Origin of the sequence: Pseudomonas parafulva NBRC 16636 = DSM 17004 (genome assembly GCF_000730645.1) — a bacterium.
GTDB classification, from domain to species: Bacteria; Pseudomonadota; Gammaproteobacteria; order Pseudomonadales; family Pseudomonadaceae; genus Aquipseudomonas; species Aquipseudomonas parafulva.
Genome location: NZ_BBIU01000004.1, coordinates 137,735 through 151,345, shown reverse-complemented (window position 1 = coordinate 151,345; position 13,611 = coordinate 137,735). Strand labels below are relative to the sequence as shown.

The window sequence follows — 13,611 nt, the reverse complement described above, 5'->3', positions numbered from 1 at the left end:
ATTCACGGGGTTGGACAGAAGGCGGGCTGCATTGGTTGCCGTGACGTTGCAGCACCCCACAAAAACAAAACCCGCCATCGGCGGCGGGCTTCGTGCAATAACGCGGTGCCCTATAGGCCGGACATCTTCTTGATGGCGGCTTTCAGGTCGTCATCTGAGCAATCGGCGCAGGTGCCTTTGGGCGGCATGGCGTTGATGCCGGTGATGGCCTTGGCCAGGATGCCATCCAGCCCACCCTGGTGGTCGGCGCGCTCTTTCCAGGCGGCGGTATCACCCACCTTCGGCGCGCCCAGCAGGCCAGTGCCATGGCAGGCATTGCAGTGCTTGGCGATGATGTCATCCGGCGTCTTGGCGGCCCCACCGCCGGCTGTGGCGGCCACTTCCATGCCTTTGCATTCCTGGCCCTGAACACACACCTGGCCTACCGGCGCCAGGCGCTTGGCAATATCGTCGTTGGTTGCAGCGGTTGCGCTCATTGCCCAGAGGGCGAGTAAGGCGGCTGGTAGGGCCAGCATCTTCTTGATTTGGTTCACGCGAACACCCTCATGGTGGCTAATCATGCTCGCGGCCACGGATCCTCGAGCGCTGAAAAGTATAGCGGTAACCATAAGGGCGGGAAACGACCCTACACCGGAAAGGGGTATTGGCGAAACAATGCACTGCGCTGGATCAAAAGTTTGAAGGCGTTGCCGCGCTGATCAGCCGTGCTGGCTGGTCGTAGGGGTTGCGAAAACGGTGCGGGCGGGTGCTTTCGAAGTAGTAGCTGTCGCCCGCTTCGAGGATGAACAGCTCGGTGCCAACGACCAGTTCCAGGCGGCCTTCCAGCAGAATGCCGGTTTCTTCGCCGTCATGGGTCAGCATTTCTGCGCCGGTATCGGCACCTGGCGGGTAGACCTCGGTGAGAAAGGCGATGGCACGGTTGGGGTGCGACTTGCCAACCAGCTTCATGGTGACGGCACCATCGGAGATGTCGATCAGCTCATGGGCCTTGTACACGATCTGTGCCGGGCTTTCAGGCTCAAGTTCCACGGAAAAGAACTCGACCATGGACATGGGTATGCCACTGAGCACCTTGCGCAGGGAGCTGATCGAAGGGCTGACGCTGTTCTTCTCGATCATCGAGATTGTGCTGTTGGTCACCCCGGCACGCTTGGCGAGTTCACGCTGGGACAGGCCCTTGAGCTTGCGGATGGCTTGCAGTCGTTCGCCGACGTCCAAAGCTGGAGCCTCCTGAAACGGTGTGGGGGGTGGATGTGAACGATATCATGGCAACGCCGTTCAGTATTTACAACACACCGCCCCAACGCCATTCATTACGGCCCCCTACTCACCGCAGTATTCCAGCGGCACGCGTTTGACGTTGCAGAACACCTGATACGGGATCAGGCCCGCATGGCCAGCCACTTCGCTGGCCAGCACCTGCTTGCCCCACAGCTCCACCGGGCTGCCCAGCGTGGCATGGGGCACGTCGGTAAGGTCCACGCTGAGCATGTCCATCGACACCCGGCCAATCAGTTGCGCGCGTGTGCCGGCCACCAGCACAGGTGTGCCATTGGGTGCCTGCCGCGGGTAACCGTCGGCGTAGCCCATTGCGACCACGCCAACCCGTGTGGGCCGGGTGCTGACGAACTTGGCGCCATAGCCTACCGGCTCGCCTGCAGGCAGTTCACGCACGCTGATGATCCGCGATTGCAGGGTCATGACCGGCTGCAGGCGCTGCGCCTGAGGCTGGGCGGCGTCGAACGGCGTGGCGCCATACAGCATCAGGCCGGGCCGTACCCAGTCGCCCTGAGCCTGCGGCCAACCCAGCACACCTGGCGAGTTGCGCAGGCTGCACTCGGCTGCCAGGCCCTCCCGGGCCGCCTCGAATACGGCGATCTGGCGGGCAGTGGCGTCGGCTTCAAGCTCATCGGCCCGGGCGAAGTGGGTCATCAGCACGATGCGTGCGACCTTGCCGGTGGCCAGCAGCCGCTGGTAGGCGTCGTGGTAGTCCTTGGCGTGCAGGCCAACGCGGTGCATGCCGCTGTCCAGCTTGAGCCAGACTGTGATGGGCTTGTGCACCGGGGTGTTCTCTATGGCCTCCAGCTGCCACAGCGAATGCACGGCACACCACAGGTCGTGCTCGGCGATAAGGGCCAGCTCGCTGGCTTCGAAAAAACCTTCCAGCAACAGCACAGGCGCCTTGATGCCTGCGGCGCGCAGTTCCAGGGCCTCTTCGATACAGGCCACGGCGAAGCCATCGGCTTCGGCTTCCAGTGCCAGGGCGCAGCGCACGGCGCCATGGCCATAGGCGTCGGCCTTGATCACGGCAAGGGCTTTGGCACCGGTGAGTTCACGGGCTAGACGATAATTGTGGCGCAGGGCCTGGAGGTCGATCAGGGCGCGGGCGGGGCGCATGGCGGCTGCCTTATGGTCATTCAGGTTGAAAACGGTATGGGTTTGCCGGCGATGAGGCCGGCACCGCCACACTTACTGCTGGTGAACCGGTGCAGCATGCCCCTGCCTGGCCACTTCCCGGCCACTGCCGTAGCGCGAAATGTCCAGCCCTTCGGCGCTGATCTGCGGCTGCTTGCGTGCAATCAGGTCCGCCAACAGGCGCCCCGAGCCACACGCCATGGTCCAGCCCAGCGTACCGTGCCCGGTGTTCAGGAACAGGTTGCGGAACGCCGTCGCCCCCACAATCGGGGTACCGTCCGGCGTAGCCGGGCGCAGGCCGGTCCAGAAACTGGCCTGGCCAAGATCACCGCCGCGAGGATAAAGGTCGTTGACGATCATCTCCAGCGTTTCGCGCCGACGCGGGTTCAGCGACAGGTCAAAACCGGCGATTTCGGCCATGCCGCCCACGCGGATGCGGTTATCGAACCGGGTGATCGCCACTTTGTAGGTTTCATCCAGAATGGTCGATGTGGGCGCCATTTCAGCGTTGGTGATCGGCACAGTCAGCGAGTAGCCCTTGAGCGGGTAAACCGGCGCCTTGATACCCAGCGGCTTGAGCAACTGCGGCGAATAACTGCCTAGCGCCAGCACGTAGCGATCGGCCGTTTCCAGCTTGCCATCGATCACCACACCGTTGATGCGGTCGCCGGCGGCATCCAGGCGCTGGATGTCCTGGCCGAAGCGGAACTCCACGCCCAGCTTTACGGCCATCTCTGCCAGCTTGTTGGTGAACAGCTGGCAGTCGCCGGTCTGGTCGTTGGGCAGGCGCAAGGCACCTGCCAGGATATCCTTTACGCCAGCCAGCGCAGGTTCCACACGGGCAATGCCGTCGCGGTCGAGCAGTTCGTAGGGCACGCCAGACTGCTCAAGCACCGCGATGTCCTTGGCCGCAGCATCCACCTGGGCCTGGGTGCGGAACAACTGGGTGGTACCGAGGCTGCGGTTCTCGTAGGCAATGCCGGTCTCAGCGCGCAGCTCGTCCAGGCAGTCGCGGCTGTACTCGGACAGGCGCACCATGCGCTCTTTGTTCACCGCATAGCGGTTGGCGGTGCAGTTGCGCAGCATCTGCGCCATCCACAGGTACTGATCGACATCGCCAGTGAGCTTGATGGCCAGCGGGGCGTGGCGTTCCAGCAACCACTTGATGGCCTTCAGTGGCACCCCCGGGGCAGCCCACGGCGAGGCATAGCCGGGCGAGATCTGGCCGGCGTTGGCAAAACTGGTTTCCATGGCCACCGCAGGCTGGCGGTCGACCACCGTTACGTCGAACCCTTGCCGGGCCAGGTAATAGGCACTGGCGGTTCCGATCACGCCGCTACCAAGTACCAGAACTCGCATCGTCTTGTTCCTCACACGCGGCACGCCGCAGGTTGTTATTGGGTGGCCATTGATGAGCGCAGTATAGGAATTCGCGACCAGTGCATTTCACTATATAAAAGCCTAATATTGGCGAGAATTCTCGGTATAATCGCCTTTTACGGAGGGGCATCCCCTATGAGAACCCAGCACCAGAGCAAGCGTGAACTGGACAAGATTGACCGCAACATTCTGCGCATCCTGCAAAACGACGGGCGGATTTCCTTTACCGAGCTGGGCGAAAAGGTCGGGCTCTCGACCACCCCCTGCACGGAGCGTGTTCGCCGCCTGGAGCGCGAAGGCATCATCATGGGCTACAACGCGCGCCTGAACCCTCAGCACCTCAAAGGCAGCCTGCTGGTGTTCGTGGAAATCAGCCTGGACTACAAGTCGGGCGACACGTTCGAAGAGTTCCGCCGCGCCGTGCTCAAACTGCCCCATGTACTGGAGTGCCACCTGGTGTCCGGCGACTTCGACTACCTGGTCAAGGCGCGCATCTCGGAGATGGCGTCGTACCGCAAACTGCTGGGCGATATCCTGCTGAAGCTGCCGCACGTGCGGGAGTCCAAGAGCTACATCGTGATGGAAGAAGTGAAGGAAAGCCTCTGCCTGCCGATCCCGGACTGACCCTACACCAGCACCTGCCGGGTAGTGGCAATGAACTGGTGAACCAGCTGTTCGGCGGCAGGGTCGATCATCGGTTCCGGGCCCCGGCCACGCGGGCAGGCCAGGCGCGGGGTGGTGCCGAACAGGCGGCAGATCATCGGGCGCTCCTGGTACACCGTGCAACCTTGAGGCCCCAGGTGCACGCAGTCCAGCCGCTCCAGTGCGGCGTCCTGTTCGGCCTGGGTTTTGCGCGGCAGGCGGGCCATCTCCTGGGCGGAGGTGGTGACCGGGCCGCAGCAGTCGTGGCAGCCAGGTTCGCATTCGAACGAGGGGATGAGTTCGCGCAGGAAGTGGATTTTGTGGCGGTTGCAGGGCATGGCGAAGTACAGGCTGACGAAGTGGGTGGATTATAGGCCCATTCGCGGGTAAACCCGCCCCACCGAATACCCCGCCCTCGCAGTTCTACCCGCGAAACCGGGCACGGCCTGGCTGGTTGCCGCGCCTGCGCGGCACAGCTTATCCTCGCCGCTCTCTCCAGCTTCAGGGCCAGCCCGATGATCCACAGCGCGCAGCACGCCGCCTCCTACTACGCCGCCAGCCGCTTGCCACACCCGGATCACGCGTTCCTGCAGGGCGAACACAGCGCCGATGTATGCGTTGTGGGCGGAGGCTACTCGGGCCTGAACACCGCCATCGAACTGGCCGAGCGCGGCTTTTCGGTCATCCTGCTGGAGGCCCGCAAGCTGGGCTGGGGCGCCAGTGGGCGCAACGGCGGGCAGCTGATACGCGGGGTTGGCCACGGGCTGGAGCAGTTTCTGCCGGTGCTCGGCGAGCAGGGTGTGCGCAGCCTGCAACTGATGGGGCTGGAGGCGGTGCAGATCGTGCGCGATCGCGTCGAGCAGCACGGCATTGCCTGTGACCTGAGGTGGGGCTACTGCGACCTGGCAAACAAACCTTCGCAACTGCAGGGTTTTGCCGAGGAAGCCGAGCATCTGCGCAGCCTGGGCTATGCCCACGTGCTACGCCTGGTGGGCAAGGACGATATCCACAGCGTGGTAGGCGCCGACTGCTACGCCGGGGGGCTGGTGGACATGGGTTCAGGGCACTTGCACCCACTCAATCTGGCCTTGGGCGAAGCGGCCGTGGCCAGCCGCCTGGGCGTGCGCCTATACGAACAATCCGAAGTCACGCGGATCGACTACGGCCCCCAGGTGCAGGTGCACACTGCACAAGGCCGGGTGCGTGCCAAAACCCTGGTACTGTGCTGCAACGCCTACCTGAACGGGCTGGACCGTGAACTGGCTGGCAAGGTGCTGCCGGCCGGTAGCTACATCATCGCCACCGAGCCGCTGGGTGATGACCGCGCTCGTGCCTTGTTGCCGCAGAACATGGCGGTGTGCGACCAGCGCGTTGCACTGGATTATTACCGCCTGAGCGCCGACCAGCGGCTGCTGTTTGGCGGCGCCTGCCATTATTCCGGCCGCGACCCTGGGGATATCGCTGCGTACATGCGCCCCAAGATGCTCAAGGTGTTCCCTCAACTGGCCGATGTGCGCATCGACTACCAGTGGGGTGGCATGATCGGCATCGGCGCCAATCGCCTGCCCCAAGTGGGCCGCCTGGCGGGCCAGCCGAACGTGTATTACGCCCAGGCGTATTCAGGCCATGGGCTCAATGCCACCCACCTTGCCGCGCGGCTGTTGGGCGAGGCCATCAGCGGCCAGGAAAGCGGGCGCTTCGACCTGTTCGCCAAGGCGCCGCACATGACCTTCCCTGGCGGCAAGCACCTGCGCTCGCCATTGCTGGCGTTGGGGATGTTGTGGCATCGGCTCAAGGAGCTGGTTTGAAGGTTGGGCGGGGAGCGTCACGCCTTCCAGAAGGGCTTGCGGCCTTCGGTTCGGGCTTGCTCCCAGCTAAGCCCTACGTCGCGTAGCTCGTCGTCGGTCAGCTGCAACAGCGTTCTGCGGGTCTGCCAGCGGTGCAGCATCAGCCCCCAGCGGCCCAGCCCCTGCGGGGCATTGAATACCCTGGCTTGCTGGCCCGCCTCCAATTCCTTTGCCAAAAGCTGCAAGCGTACATCAGTCATCCCAGCCATCACTGCGCCCTCCACGTGTGCCGAATCCATGGGCAAAGCATGGGGGTTGGGGGCGATGGCAATACAGAGCCAATGCAGCCTTATTATTCCCATACAGAATTGGCCGCAAGCCGACTGAATGCTGTATTTTCCGCTCATCTGTACCGGTTGCTACGCCAAGTCAGCGCAGGAGTATGCCGTGACCCTTTACCTGAACCTCGCCGAGCTGCTCGGTGCCCGCATCGAACAAGGCCTTTACCAGCCTGGCCAGCGGCTGCCCTCGGTACGTGCCTTGAGTGCCGAACATGGGGTCAGCCTGAGTACCGTGCAGCAGGCGTATCGCATGCTGGAAGACGGTGGCATGGTCTCGCCGAGGCCCAAGTCCGGCTATTTCGTCAACGACCATCGCCAGCTGCCGGCATTACCGGCCGTCAGCCGCCCGGCGCAGCGCCCGGTGGAAATCTCCCAGTGGGAACAAGTGCTTGAGCTGGTGCGCAGCACCCCGCGCCAGAACGTCATACAGCTGGGCCGCGGCATGCCCGATATCGAAGCCCCAACGCTCAAGCCACTGCTGCGCAGCCTGGCCCAATTGAGCCGGCGCCAGGACATGCCAGGCCTGTATTACGACAACATCCACGGTAACCTGGCCCTGCGCGAACAGGTGGCACGCCTGGCGCTGGATTCGGGCTGCAGGCTGGCGCCCGCCGACCTGGTGATCACCACGGGTTGCCACGAGGCGCTGTCCTGCAGCATCCGGGCGGTGTGTGAGCCGGGCGACATCGTTGCGGTGGACTCGCCCAGCTTCCATGGCGCCATGCAAACCCTGAAGGGCCTGGGCATGAAGGCGCTGGAGATCCCCACCGACCCAGTCACCGGTATCAGCCTGCAAGCGCTGGAACTGGCCCTTGAGCAGTGGCCGATCAAACTTATCCAGATCACCCCAAGTTGCAACAACCCCCTCGGCTACATCATGCCCGAGGCCCGCAAGAAAGCCTTGCTGAGCCTCGCCCAGCGCTACGACGTGGCCATTCTGGAAGATGATGTTTACGGCGACCTGGCCTACACCTACCCGCGCCCGCGTACGGTCAAGTCGTTCGACGACGATGGCCGCGTGTTGCTGTGCAGCTCGTTCTCCAAGACCCTGGCCCCAGGCCTGCGGGTGGGCTGGGTAGCCCCGGGGCGTTACCTGGAGCGGGTGCTGCACATGAAGTACATCAGCACGGGCAGCACCGCCAGCCAGCCGCAGCTGGCCATCGCCGACTTCATCGCCGCGGGGCATTACCAGCCCCATGTTCGGCGCATGCGCAGCCAGTACCAGCGCAGCCGCGAACTGATGAGCGACTGGGTAACCCGGTACTTTCCGCCGGGCACACGGGTAAGCCGCCCCCAAGGCGGATTCATGCTGTGGGTGGAGCTGCCTGAACACTTCGACACGCTACGGCTGAACCGGGCGCTGCTCGAGCAGGACGTACAGGTGGCCGTGGGCAGCATCTTTTCGGCCTCGGGCAAGTACCGGCACTGTTTGCGCATGAACTTCGCCGCCCGCCCCACGCCACAGATCGAAGCCGCCGTGCGCAAGGTGGGGGAAACCGCCCTGCGCCTGCTGGATGAAGAATACGCAGCCACGTAACTTTGCACAGCCCGGCACGGTCAAACCCGCAAGCCTTTCCCCGTACAGGACGACCCTCCCTTGAAAACCCAGCGAGCCCTGATGCTGGTGCTGCTGCTTGGCCTTGCCGGCTGCACCAGCATCAGCACGCCCCGCGAGACCAGCCAGGCGCTACCGGCCAACGACTCAGCCTTCGGGCGCTCGGTGCTGCGCCAGGCTGCACCCTATGAGGGGCGCTCGGGCTTTCGACTGCTGCCCAACAGCAACGAGGCATTTCGCGCGCGGGCCGAGCTGATCCGCAATGCTCAGGCCAGCATCGACCTGCAGTACTACATCGTCCATGACGGCCTCAGTACCCGCGCCCTGGTCCACGAACTGTTGCGCGCAGCCGACAGGGGTGTGCGCGTGCGCATCCTGCTGGACGACACCACCAGCGATGGCCTCGACGCCATCATGGGCACGCTCGCCGCCCACCCCAACATCCAGATCCGCGTGTTCAACCCTTTGCACCTGGGCCGCAGTACAGGGGTAACGCGGGCAATGGGGCGGCTGTTCAACCTGTCGCGCCAGCACCGGCGCATGCACAACAAGCTGTTCCTGGTGGATAACAGCATGGCCATTGTTGGCGGCCGCAACCTGGGTGACGAGTACTTCGACGCCGAGCCCAACCTGAACTTCACCGACATCGATCTGCTGAGCGTCGGGCCCATTGCCGAGCAGCTGGGGCACAGCTTCGACCAGTACTGGAACAGCGCACTGAGCCGGCCGATTACCGACTTTCTGTGGCACCAGCCCAACGAAAACGACCTGCGCAGCAGCCGTCACCGCCTGGAAGTGTCCCTGGCCGAAGCACGAACCCAGCGCAAGGAACTGTACGACCGCCTGATGGCTTACCAGTCCCAGCCACGCCTGGACACCTGGCGTAACGAGCTGATCTGGGCCCATGCCCAGGCGCTGTGGGACGCACCGAGCAAGGTACTGGCCGACGATGAGCCCGACCCGCAACTGTTGCTCACCCGCCAGCTGGGGCCAGACCTGCGTAACGTGCGCCACGAGCTGATTCTGGTGTCGGCCTACTTCGTCCCTGGCGAACCTGGGCTGCTGTACCTCACCCACAGTGCCGACGCAGGCATTTCGGTGAAACTGCTGACCAACTCACTTGAGGCCACCGACGTACCGGCCGTGCACGGTGGCTACGCGCCCTACCGCAAAGCCTTGCTGGAGCACGGGGTGAAGCTGTACGAGCTGCGCCGCCAACCGGGCGACCCAAGCGCCGGCAAGCTGAACTTCCATGGCGGCTCCGATTCCAGCCTGCACAGCAAGGCCATCGTGTTCGACCGGCACAAGACGTTCATCGGCTCGTTCAACTTCGACCCACGCTCGGTACTGTGGAATACCGAAGTCGGCGTGCTGGTCGACAGCCCGGAACTGGCGGAGTACACCCGGGCGCTGGCCGTACAGGGTATGGCCCCGGCCCTGAGCTACCAGCCGGAGTTGGTGGGCGGCAAGCTGATATGGGTGACGGAGGAAAACGGCCAGCGCCGCGTGCTGACGTCAGAACCCGGCGGCCTGTGGCGGCGCTTCAATGCCTGGATCAGCAAGGCGGTTGGCCTGGAGAAGATGCTGTAGGGAAAAGCCCGTTTAGCCCGGCACCGGCTCGAAAGCCCCACGGCGTCGGGTGAGCACCACCAACCCGGCGGCGCCTGCCGCCATCAGCAACGGCAGCGCGTGGCCGCTGATCCATTGGCTCCCCGCCCCCGCCAGCAACGGCCCGAGCAGGCAACCGATACCCCACAACTGGGCCACGTGGGCATTGGCGCGTACCAGGGCGTCGTCCCGGTAGCGCTCACCGATCAGCACCAGTGACAAGGTAAACAGGCCCCCGGCACTGGCCCCGAACAGCACCCACAACGGCCAGATGGCAGGCGTGTGCAGCAACAGCGGAATCGCCAGGCTGGACACCAGCAAGGTCGTGGCGCACCCGGTGAAGAGGGTTTGCCGTGACATATGGTCAGCCAGCACGCCAATGGGCAACTGCAGCACTGCATCGCCTACCACCACGGTACTGACCATGAACAGGGCGATTTCCGTGCTGAAACCCTGCTGCAGGCAATAAACCGGCAGCAGCGTGAGAATCATCGCTTCGAACGAAGCGAACAGGGCAATGGCCCAGGCGATTACCGGCAAGCGCTTACAGAACGCGTACAGGTCGCCGAACGTGACACTGCAGGCTTCGGTGGAGGGTGCTCCGCCGCGCCCCAGCAGAAGCAGCGGCGCCAGCAGCAACAGCCCGGTCGCCGACCAGAACCCGAAGTCATCGTCCGAGCCGAGCACGCCCAGCACCAGCGGGCCGGCCAACTGGCTCAGCGCATAGCTGCTGCCATACAGCGCCACCAGCCTGCCCCGCCATTGCTCGACCACCAGCTGGTTGATCCAGCTTTCGCCAAGGATGAATACCACGGTCAGGGCCATGCCGATCAGCAGGCGCAGCAGCAACCACAACGGGTAGCTGGGCAGCAGTGCCAGCAGGCCGATCGACAGCGCACCAGCCCACAGGCACAGGCGCATGGCAGAAGGCACGCCCACCCAGCCCGCCAGGCGGCTGGCAAGGCTGGCGCCTGCCAGCACACCCAGCGCGGGCATGGCCGCCATCACCCCGATAGCGAAGCTGCCGTAGCCCCAGGCTTCGAGGCGCAAGGACACCAACGGCATGCTGACGCCGAGCGCAAGCCCGACGCTCAGCACCGACGCCAGTACGGCGAAGTAGGTACCCCAGCGCATCGCAGCCCCCGGGCTTACAGCTTGATCCAGGTCGCTTTCAGCTCGGTGTATTTCTCCAGTGCATGCAGGGACTTGTCACGGCCGTTGCCCGACTGCTTGAAGCCACCAAACGGGGCAGTCATGTCGCCGCCGTCGTACTGGTTGACCCAGACACTGCCGGCGCGCACGGCGCGGGCAGTTTTGTGCGCCTTGGAAATGTCCGAAGTCCAGATGCCGGCGGCCAGGCCATACGGGGTGTCGTTGGCAATGGCCACCGCTTCCTCGGCGGTATCGAAGCTGATCACCGAAAGCACCGGGCCGAAGATTTCTTCCTGGGCGATCTTCATGGCGTTGGTAACGCCATCGAAGATGGTCGGCTCTACATAGGTGCCGCCGGTTTCTTCCAGGGTGCGCTTGCCGCCTGTCAGCAGCTTGGCGCCGTCCTTGTGGCCTGCCTCGATGTACGACAGCACGGTGTTCATCTGCTGGGTATCGACCAGAGCACCCACGGTGGTCTGTGGGTCCAGCGGGTTGCCTGGCTTCCAGCCCTTCAGGGCCTCCACCACCATGGGCAGGAACCTGTCCTTGATGGACCGTTCGACCAGCAGGCGCGAGCCTGCGGTGCACACCTCACCCTGGTTGAAGGCGATGGCACTGGCAGCGGCCTGCGCGGCAGCCTGCAGGTCTGGCGCGTCGGCGAACACGATGTTCGGGCTCTTACCACCGGCTTCCAGCCAGACGCGCTTCATGTTCGACTCGCCCGCGTACACCATCAACTGCTTGGCAATCTTGGTGGAGCCGGTGAATACCAGGGTATCGACGTCCATATGCAGGGCCAGGGCCTTGCCAACGGTGTGGCCGTAACCCGGCAGCACGTTCAGTACACCGGCCGGAATGCCAGCCTCGATGGCCAACTGCGCAATGCGAATGGCCGTGAGCGGTGATTTCTCGGACGGCTTGAGCACTACCGAGTTACCGGTGGCCAGGGCTGGGCCCAGCTTCCAGCAGGCCATCATCAGGGGGAAGTTCCAGGGTACGATGGCGCCTACAACCCCTACCGGCTCGCGGGTAACCAGGCCAAGCTGGTCGTGGGGCGTGGGGGCAACCTCGTCGTACACCTTGTCGATGGCTTCGGCCGTCCAGTGGATGGCATTGGCTGCACCGGGGATGTCGATGGTGGAGGAGTCGCCGATCGGCTTGCCCATGTCCAGGGTTTCAAGCAGTGCCAGCTCTTCGACGTTCTCGCGCAGCAGGTCGGCAAAGCGGACCAGCTTGGCTTTACGCTTGGCCGGGGCCAGCTGTGACCAGACACCGGCATTGAAGGTGGCGCGGGCGTTTTCAACGGCGCGGTTGGCATCGGCCAGGTCGCAACTGGCAACCTTGGCCAGGAAGCGTCCGTCAACCGGGCTCAGGCATTCGAAGGTGTCACCGGATGCGGCATCGGTGTATTCGCCGTTGATGAAGGCGCGGCCTTCGATCTTCAGTTGCTGGGCACGCTGTTCCCAATCTGCACGAGTCAGGGTGGACATACGAAACTCCTCCTCTTGTTTAAATGCAATGCCGTTCTGAGGGCTCACGGGCATTGTCGGAATAGGGCCGGGCGACACGCGCACACTGGCATGCGATACCCTAAACCAGCCCCTTCAAACTATCAATATATTTGACACCCAAGGCCCAAAAGCCTACTCATGTTAATTTTATTGAACAATCACAGGAGCCGACTCATGAGCATCGACCGTATCATCGACTTCGCCCAGGCCATAACCGAGGCAGAGCGCTACCGACCTGCCGCAGAAAAGATCATCAAAGGCGCGCCTGACCAGGCGGTATACAACCATTACTCCAGCCCTTGCGGGCAGTTTGCTGCCGGCGTCTGGGAAGGCGAGGTGGGGCAATGGGTGGTGAATTACACCGAGCATGAGTATTGCGAGATCGTGCAGGGTGTTTCGGTGCTGCGCGACCAGGAAGGCGGGGCCAAGACCCTGCGCGCCGGTGACCGTTTCGTCATTCCGGCCGGGTTCAAGGGCACATGGGAAGTACTTGAGCCGTGCCGTAAGATCTACGCACTGTTCGAGCAGAAGTAACCTGTGGCTTCAACGCCTGACAGGCATAAAAAAACCCGCGTCCTTTCGGATGCGGGTTTTTTTCAGGTCGCCGATCAATTACTTGATCTTGGCTTCCTTATACACCACGTGCTTGCGAACAACGGGATCGTATTTCTTGATCTCGATTTTGTCCGGGGTGGTGCGCTTGTTCTTGTCGGTGGTGTAGAAGTGGCCAGTGCCAGCACTCGAAACCAGACGGATCAATTCACGCATGACGTTCTCCTTAGAACTTTTCGCCGCGAGCACGCAGCTCGGACAGCACTACTTCGATACCACGCTTGTCGATGACACGCATGCCCTTGGCAGATACGCGCAGACGCACGAAACGCTTCTCGGACTCAACCCAGAAACGGTGGTGTTGCAGGTTCGGCAGGAAACGACGACGGGTTTTGTTGTTTGCGTGGGAAATGTTGTTCCCGGTTACTGGACCCTTACCAGTAACTTGACAGACTCTCGACATGACTCAGCCCTCTAAAACCACATGCCCAACCCGGCATGGGTTGGCCGCTTAATCTCTCAGTCTTTGGCGCCAGGGCGCCGTGATTCTGGAGGTCTTATCGACCGGATTCGCTGATGCGACAGGCCGAGCCCCTAGAAAAGAGCGCTGCTTTATACCAGAAAGACTCGCTTGCAACAACATCTGATGCACGCCGGCAACAGGCTGA

The 13,611-nt window shown here is 63.2% G+C and carries 15 protein-coding genes; 5 read left to right on the top strand and 10 right to left on the bottom strand.

Annotated elements, in window-relative coordinates; translation table 11 throughout:
* Nucleotides 1-110 precede the first annotated feature (110 nt).
* The 4 genes from PPA02S_RS02735 to dadA form a co-directional block, all read right to left on the bottom strand.
* Nucleotides 111-533 carry a c-type cytochrome gene (locus PPA02S_RS02735; protein WP_028632912.1) on the bottom strand — a complete coding sequence of 141 codons (423 nt, stop codon included), beginning with the start codon at nucleotides 531-533 and terminating at the stop codon, nucleotides 111-113.
* 136 nt (nucleotides 534-669) lie between these two features.
* Nucleotides 670-1,218, bottom strand: coding sequence for a cupin domain-containing protein (locus PPA02S_RS02730; protein ID WP_028632911.1), 549 nt, complete (start codon nucleotides 1,216-1,218; stop codon nucleotides 670-672).
* A gap of 105 nt (nucleotides 1,219-1,323) precedes the next feature.
* Nucleotides 1,324-2,397, bottom strand: a complete 1,074-nt coding sequence (alr, locus tag PPA02S_RS02725) for an alanine racemase (protein WP_028632910.1) — start codon at nucleotides 2,395-2,397, stop codon at nucleotides 1,324-1,326.
* A gap of 72 nt (nucleotides 2,398-2,469) precedes the next feature.
* On the bottom strand, nucleotides 2,470-3,855 hold the full coding sequence (gene dadA, locus PPA02S_RS02720) for a D-amino acid dehydrogenase (protein WP_154660054.1): 1,386 nt from the start codon (nucleotides 3,853-3,855) through the stop codon (nucleotides 2,470-2,472).
* Nucleotides 3,856-3,930: 75 nt separating this feature from the next.
* Here dadA and dadR point away from each other — a divergent pair, with 75 nt between their 5' ends.
* The gene (dadR, locus tag PPA02S_RS02715) at nucleotides 3,931-4,419 is read left to right on the top strand and encodes a transcriptional regulator DadR (protein WP_003258963.1); all 489 of its coding nucleotides are present in this window, start codon (nucleotides 3,931-3,933) and stop codon (nucleotides 4,417-4,419) included.
* A gap of 2 nt (nucleotides 4,420-4,421) precedes the next feature.
* Here the strand turns inward: dadR and PPA02S_RS02710 are convergent, their stop codons facing one another.
* Nucleotides 4,422-4,775 (bottom strand): YkgJ family cysteine cluster protein, encoded by a 354-nt coding sequence (locus PPA02S_RS02710; RefSeq protein WP_028632908.1) that lies wholly within the window; start codon nucleotides 4,773-4,775, stop codon nucleotides 4,422-4,424.
* Between the two features lie 177 nt (nucleotides 4,776-4,952).
* On the opposite strand from PPA02S_RS02710, the gene PPA02S_RS02705 reads away from it, so the two are divergent.
* Nucleotides 4,953-6,245, top strand: a complete 1,293-nt coding sequence (locus PPA02S_RS02705; protein WP_028632907.1) for an NAD(P)/FAD-dependent oxidoreductase — start codon at nucleotides 4,953-4,955, stop codon at nucleotides 6,243-6,245.
* A gap of 17 nt (nucleotides 6,246-6,262) precedes the next feature.
* On the opposite strand, the gene PPA02S_RS02700 is transcribed toward PPA02S_RS02705, so the two are convergent.
* Nucleotides 6,263-6,493: a DUF1127 domain-containing protein gene (locus PPA02S_RS02700; RefSeq protein ID WP_028632906.1), complete on the bottom strand. Its 231-nt coding sequence runs from the start codon at nucleotides 6,491-6,493 to the stop codon at nucleotides 6,263-6,265.
* Nucleotides 6,494-6,671: 178 nt separating this feature from the next.
* Between PPA02S_RS02700 and PPA02S_RS02695 the strand changes: the two genes are divergently transcribed.
* Both PPA02S_RS02695 and PPA02S_RS02690 read left to right on the top strand, forming a co-directional pair.
* Complete coding sequence (locus PPA02S_RS02695; protein ID WP_161629583.1) at nucleotides 6,672-8,102, top strand: aminotransferase-like domain-containing protein; 1,431 nt, start codon at nucleotides 6,672-6,674, stop codon at nucleotides 8,100-8,102.
* 81 nt (nucleotides 8,103-8,183) lie between these two features.
* The gene (locus PPA02S_RS02690; RefSeq protein WP_428829801.1) at nucleotides 8,184-9,710 is read left to right on the top strand and encodes a phospholipase D family protein; all 1,527 of its coding nucleotides are present in this window, start codon (nucleotides 8,184-8,186) and stop codon (nucleotides 9,708-9,710) included.
* A gap of 12 nt (nucleotides 9,711-9,722) precedes the next feature.
* On the opposite strand, the gene PPA02S_RS02685 is transcribed toward PPA02S_RS02690, so the two are convergent.
* Nucleotides 9,723-10,862 (bottom strand): MFS transporter, encoded by a 1,140-nt coding sequence (locus PPA02S_RS02685; protein ID WP_028632903.1) that lies wholly within the window; start codon nucleotides 10,860-10,862, stop codon nucleotides 9,723-9,725.
* A gap of 14 nt (nucleotides 10,863-10,876) precedes the next feature.
* The gene (locus PPA02S_RS02680; RefSeq protein ID WP_028632902.1) at nucleotides 10,877-12,370 is read right to left on the bottom strand and encodes an aldehyde dehydrogenase; all 1,494 of its coding nucleotides are present in this window, start codon (nucleotides 12,368-12,370) and stop codon (nucleotides 10,877-10,879) included.
* Nucleotides 12,371-12,565: 195 nt separating this feature from the next.
* On the opposite strand from PPA02S_RS02680, the gene PPA02S_RS02675 reads away from it, so the two are divergent.
* Nucleotides 12,566-12,925, top strand: a complete 360-nt coding sequence (locus PPA02S_RS02675) for a cupin domain-containing protein (RefSeq protein WP_028632901.1) — start codon at nucleotides 12,566-12,568, stop codon at nucleotides 12,923-12,925.
* Between the two features lie 78 nt (nucleotides 12,926-13,003).
* Here PPA02S_RS02675 and rpmG read toward each other — a convergent pair whose 3' ends face one another.
* Both rpmG and rpmB read right to left on the bottom strand, forming a co-directional pair.
* The gene (gene rpmG, locus PPA02S_RS02670; RefSeq protein ID WP_003253507.1) at nucleotides 13,004-13,159 is read right to left on the bottom strand and encodes a 50S ribosomal protein L33; all 156 of its coding nucleotides are present in this window, start codon (nucleotides 13,157-13,159) and stop codon (nucleotides 13,004-13,006) included.
* A gap of 10 nt (nucleotides 13,160-13,169) precedes the next feature.
* Complete coding sequence (gene rpmB / locus PPA02S_RS02665; RefSeq protein ID WP_028632900.1) at nucleotides 13,170-13,406, bottom strand: 50S ribosomal protein L28; 237 nt, start codon at nucleotides 13,404-13,406, stop codon at nucleotides 13,170-13,172.
* Nucleotides 13,407-13,611: the final 205 nt, after the last annotated feature.

Bases quoted from the DNA above. Each gene is read 5' to 3' on its own strand.
- PPA02S_RS02675 (WP_028632901.1), top strand. From the start codon at position 12,566: ATGAGCATCGACCGTATCATCGACTTCGCCCAGGCCATAACCGAGGCA.
- alr (WP_028632910.1), bottom strand. From the start codon at position 2,397: ATGCGCCCCGCCCGCGCCCTGATCGACCTCCAGGCCCTGCGCCACAAT.
- rpmG (WP_003253507.1), bottom strand. From the start codon at position 13,159: ATGCGTGAATTGATCCGTCTGGTTTCGAGTGCTGGCACTGGCCACTTC.
- dadR (WP_003258963.1), top strand. From the start codon at position 3,931: ATGAGAACCCAGCACCAGAGCAAGCGTGAACTGGACAAGATTGACCGC.
- PPA02S_RS02700 (WP_028632906.1), bottom strand. From the start codon at position 6,493: ATGGCTGGGATGACTGATGTACGCTTGCAGCTTTTGGCAAAGGAATTG.
- PPA02S_RS02705 (WP_028632907.1), top strand. From the start codon at position 4,953: ATGATCCACAGCGCGCAGCACGCCGCCTCCTACTACGCCGCCAGCCGC.
- PPA02S_RS02710 (WP_028632908.1), bottom strand. From the start codon at position 4,775: ATGCCCTGCAACCGCCACAAAATCCACTTCCTGCGCGAACTCATCCCC.
- PPA02S_RS02690 (WP_428829801.1), top strand. From the start codon at position 8,184: ATGCTGGTGCTGCTGCTTGGCCTTGCCGGCTGCACCAGCATCAGCACG.
- rpmB (WP_028632900.1), bottom strand. From the start codon at position 13,406: ATGTCGAGAGTCTGTCAAGTTACTGGTAAGGGTCCAGTAACCGGGAAC.
- PPA02S_RS02685 (WP_028632903.1), bottom strand. From the start codon at position 10,862: ATGCGCTGGGGTACCTACTTCGCCGTACTGGCGTCGGTGCTGAGCGTC.
- PPA02S_RS02680 (WP_028632902.1), bottom strand. From the start codon at position 12,370: ATGTCCACCCTGACTCGTGCAGATTGGGAACAGCGTGCCCAGCAACTG.